Origin of the sequence: Planktothrix sp. FACHB-1355 (assembly GCF_014748295.1) — a bacterium.
GTDB classification, from domain to species: domain Bacteria; phylum Cyanobacteriota; class Cyanobacteriia; order Cyanobacteriales; family Aerosakkonemataceae; genus Aerosakkonema; species Aerosakkonema funiforme_A.
Genome location: NZ_JACJUP010000594.1, coordinates 1 through 4,154, shown reverse-complemented (window position 1 = coordinate 4,154; position 4,154 = coordinate 1). Strand labels below are relative to the sequence as shown.

Annotated in this window: 4 protein-coding genes; all 4 read right to left on the bottom strand. The window is 40.0% G+C overall.

The window, feature by feature from the left end:
• Positions 1 to 257: 257 nt before the first annotated feature.
• On the bottom strand, positions 258 to 1,301 hold the full coding sequence (locus H6S82_RS21325) for a hypothetical protein (protein ID WP_190463043.1): 1,044 nt from the start codon (positions 1,299 to 1,301) through the stop codon (positions 258 to 260).
• 32 nt (positions 1,302 to 1,333) lie between these two features.
• Complete coding sequence (locus H6S82_RS21320; protein WP_191056668.1) at positions 1,334 to 3,043, bottom strand: SNF2-related protein; 1,710 nt, start codon at positions 3,041 to 3,043, stop codon at positions 1,334 to 1,336.
• Between the two features lie 131 nt (positions 3,044 to 3,174).
• Complete coding sequence (locus tag H6S82_RS21315; RefSeq protein ID WP_190463039.1) at positions 3,175 to 3,396, bottom strand: hypothetical protein; 222 nt, start codon at positions 3,394 to 3,396, stop codon at positions 3,175 to 3,177.
• Between the two features lie 24 nt (positions 3,397 to 3,420).
• Positions 3,421 to 3,993, bottom strand: coding sequence for a hypothetical protein (locus H6S82_RS21310; RefSeq protein ID WP_190463037.1), 573 nt, complete (start codon positions 3,991 to 3,993; stop codon positions 3,421 to 3,423).
• Positions 3,994 to 4,154 lie beyond the last annotated feature (161 nt).

The window sequence follows — 4,154 nt, the reverse complement described above, 5'->3', positions numbered from 1 at the left end:
CAGCGCAATAGTCTGTTGGTTAAGGCGGATGAGTAATTGCCCTTTCTCCTGAAGTTCTGCCAAAGTAGCAGCACGCAGCAGGGAATTTGGTTGCACTGAACTGTATGTCATAATTTATAAAGAAATTTTTTTATAACCTAATCCTAAGCGAGTGAAAGCGAGTTTATAAAGTAAATTCTTTAGTTTCTCGAATCAGTCAAACTGTTGAAACCGTTACAGTATGCTATATCCTGGTAGCAAATTTTGGTGACGATGTACTACAAAGTTCCCCAAACTGTTGGCGAAATAATTTTAGCATCCCGCTCGTCTAAATAAAAGTTATAAACAGGCTCTCCCGTTATCTCGCAACGTAGAGTTTCGATATTTTTAGTAAAAGGATTCCACACCAAGGTAACAGTTCGTTTAGACTTCTTCCTGACCAATTCACATTTAATATGTACCGTTGGTAAATGGATAATCATCGCGCTATGCAAATAAGCTTCTACTTGCAAAGCGTAACGCTCCCTTACATCAGCTTTTTTTCTGGACAGTTCTCTATTAGTAGCTTCAATCCGTGCTAATTCTTTTTCCTTAGACTCACCTTCTAAACCCTTAGACTCAATTTTGCGTCTAATTTCTTGACTAATCGAGCCATAATAACTATTCAACCTTTCTTCATCACGTTGCCAAGCTCTACTTAACTTATTACACCAGTTACTCAACTCACTTTTAATCAATTTGGCTGCCGTATTTTCAACCAAATTAGATAACTCATCTGGCGATATTTCTGGTTTAACAGTATCACTATCAACCGCAACTCTATCACTTGTCCATAATAAAGCATTACCAATTTCTACAGGCGTTACCCCCGTTAACTCGTTAATTATAAAATCAACCATACCAATTCTTTTTTCATCAGCATTAGCCGTATAAGCAACGTGACACCAAATATAACGAGTAATTGATGGAGTAGCTGACAGATAGCGAACTAAACCATTTTGCAGTACTATTTTAGAATCTACTATTTTTTCAAAGCCCGTGGTTTTCAAATAGCCATCGTACTTTACTCCCAAAGCGGTAACGCTTCCTCTAGAAGCTAACAGGGAAGAAAACTTATTTAATAGTTCTGAATGATAGCTAACAAAATAGGTATCGTCAATATCTGCTTTCGTACTGAAAGTAGTTTCCGGCTCAACCGACAAGGCTTTGGCGATGTTATCTGTTAACAATACATTTAGAGTTTGTGACTCAGTAATTTCTGCGACTCCCTCATGTAATTCCACAAGCTTTGCTAAAGTTTTAAGAATTGGATCTGAACTCATTGCACCTCACCGAGCGAATCGCTTCTAACTGTTCAAGCTTCAAAATCTTCTCCAAATATTTGAGATTCTAATTCACTGGTTTCTCGATATTCATCTTTCGCCTTAATTAACTCATCAGCCAACTGTCCAAAAGCTGTATTTAGGGCTGATGGAGTTTGATGCTTTAACCAAATATCGACAATAGCTTCACTAAAATCAAACTCTTCATCTACATTACCTAAAATAGTCTCTATTTCTCCCACTACTAATTCAAACATATTAATTTTATCATGGAGAATTCGCAAGATATATTCTTCTATGCTATCCTTTTGACAAAAGTTGAAGATAAACACGTCCTGAGTTTGTCCGATGCGGTGAATCCTGCCGAAGCGCTGTTCTATTTTCATTGGATTCCAAGGTAAATCGTAGTTGACAATTGCCGAAGCAAATTGTATATTACGTCCTTCTCCACCAGTTTCGGATGCCAACAAAACAGGAACGTTGTCTCTAAAAGCGTCTATGGCAGCATCTTTTTCTTTGAGAGACATACTTCCTAAGAACTCAGCAAAAGCAATCCCCGCCTCTCGAAAAGTTTCTGCTAAGTAACTACTGGTGGCTTTAAAGGTAGTAAAAACGATAGTTTTCGTGTGAGATTGCTTTAATAACTCTATCAGGCGCTTAGCTTTTTCTACTTGTTTAATTTGGGCAGCGCGTCTGGTAAAACTTTTCCATTCTTCATCCGGTAATCTTTGGGATAAATTTTTCAATGTCTCGGCTAAGGCGCGACTGGAAGAACCCGCTCTCATTAAGAGATTATTAATTGATAGTTTATCTAAATTTTCGCCAGAATTCCGTAAAAATTCAGTTAAATCTCGATAGAGTTTCTGTTCGCCAGCAGAAGGAGTAACGGTGATGGTAGTAGCAAACCGTTTAGGTAATTTCACGTCTACCAAAGAACGAGTATTCCGTACCATTACTTCCCGCATTAGCTGACGCAGTTTTTCGGAATTTTTAGGAACTCGTCCGTTTTTAGAATCAACGTATTCTTTTTTAAATGCAGCTTCAGTTTTTAATAAGCCCGGTTTCAGGAGGGTGAGAAGATTAAACAGTTCTACTAAAGAGTTCTGGACGGGGGTAGCGGTGAGCATTAAAATATATCTTTTATTCAGGGCATTGACCAGTTTCCAATTAAGTGTGGTACGATTTTTTAAGTGGTGAGCTTCATCCACAATGACTAAATCCCAATTTCTTTGAGTAACGTGGGCATAATGTTTAGGAGATTTGGCGGTGTGGAGAGAGGCGATAATACTGCGATGAGATGTCCAGAATTCTTCCGGGGAAAGTTGCCGTCCGGTGTCGTCGGTGGTGACGGTATCTATGTTAAATTTTTCTAGTAATTCCGATTGCCATTGGGAGACGAGAGAAGCTGGAGTAAGAACTAATAGAGATTGAATCATTCCTCTTGCGAAGTATTCGGAACAGATGAGTCCCGCTTCGATGGTTTTCCCCAATCCTACTTCATCGGCAAGTAAGGCGCGTCCTCCTAGTTGTCTGAGGACTTTTCTGGCAGTTTCTATTTGATACCAGTGTTTGTCGATTTTGGTGAGTGCAGATAGACATACCAGTTGGTCGTAATCTGCCATTAATGATAAGGAAAATAGTTCTTTTCGGGCTTCATAGTATTCAATTGGGTCAATTAGCCCTTCACAAAGGGAGGTTAAGGTTGAGGTGCGGTTGAATTTGAAGGTGTACAGGTTGTCCATCTGGATGTATACAGTAGGTAGAATTATTTAGATTGAGATTTATAAACATCGATTATCCTATATTTCCGGAAAATATAAGCTGAAATTCCAGTTGGCATGAGTGCCATCTTCGACAATTTTGCCTTGCTGCATCACAAAAATTCGATCGCACTCGAAAACAGTTTCCAGTCGGTGCGGATGGGAAGCGTCACTGCGTCAGGTTTGTCAGCGAGATCTTGTGGCTCATCGAGTACCGTGAAAACGCGATCGCAAGAGGCTACGAAGGTTTCAATCTTAGTAGTGACGTTCCCGATCCGGCTACAACTGTAGCTATTTTTCAGCAGCGATCGATCTCTAACTCTTGAGGCGTCCAAGTGCGGCGATTACAACGGGGGTATCTAGGCGTTTGATAAATTTGGGATTGTTATTTTAGGTGCTGGTGGCGTTGCGGGCAATTTTGGTGTAGGAATTGATATTTTGGGTATCAACTCATGGGGAACTTTAGTTCGCTCTGGTAGCGTGGGTAGCTGGAAAGATGCTGAGGGTACTGTCACTTGTTTTTGAAGACCATCTTTGTAGGCTCGTCCGACTTTTGATGGCGGTCTTGTGAGTGGCTTTTGTTCGGGTTTTTCGGCGGCACTCAACTTGGAAAAATCATCTTCGCTAACTGTGTTCAGATCGTTTGACTCTTTTGACGAAGCAACAGCCACCCTCTCTAAAAAACTGCTAATTCTAGTTCGGCTCTTACTATCCTTAATAGCTAATGGCTCTTGTTTGTCAGAAAGTAAATCAACACCCACACATCCTATTCCAAACGCCACCCCACAAATGCAAAGGCTCGCCCAAACAGCTAACGCCAAAGGCTGTTTGGTAGTTTTTTTATTTATTGGAGCCGATTGAAGTTGGGGAAATTGTATGATTTGACCAAATTCAGGGCGAGAAAGATTATGCTTGGTTTGTCTTTGTTTCATAATTTTGTCCTCAGATGATTAGATAGTTATTGTCTGTGTCTATATGGCAGGAGGAGAACGAATTTTGGTGTACATACTTAGCTAATTAATAGATAAAACTCGCTCGATTTGTTTTTGACGGCGCAATTGATCGAATTTGATGCAGTTATAGCGCCACTGTT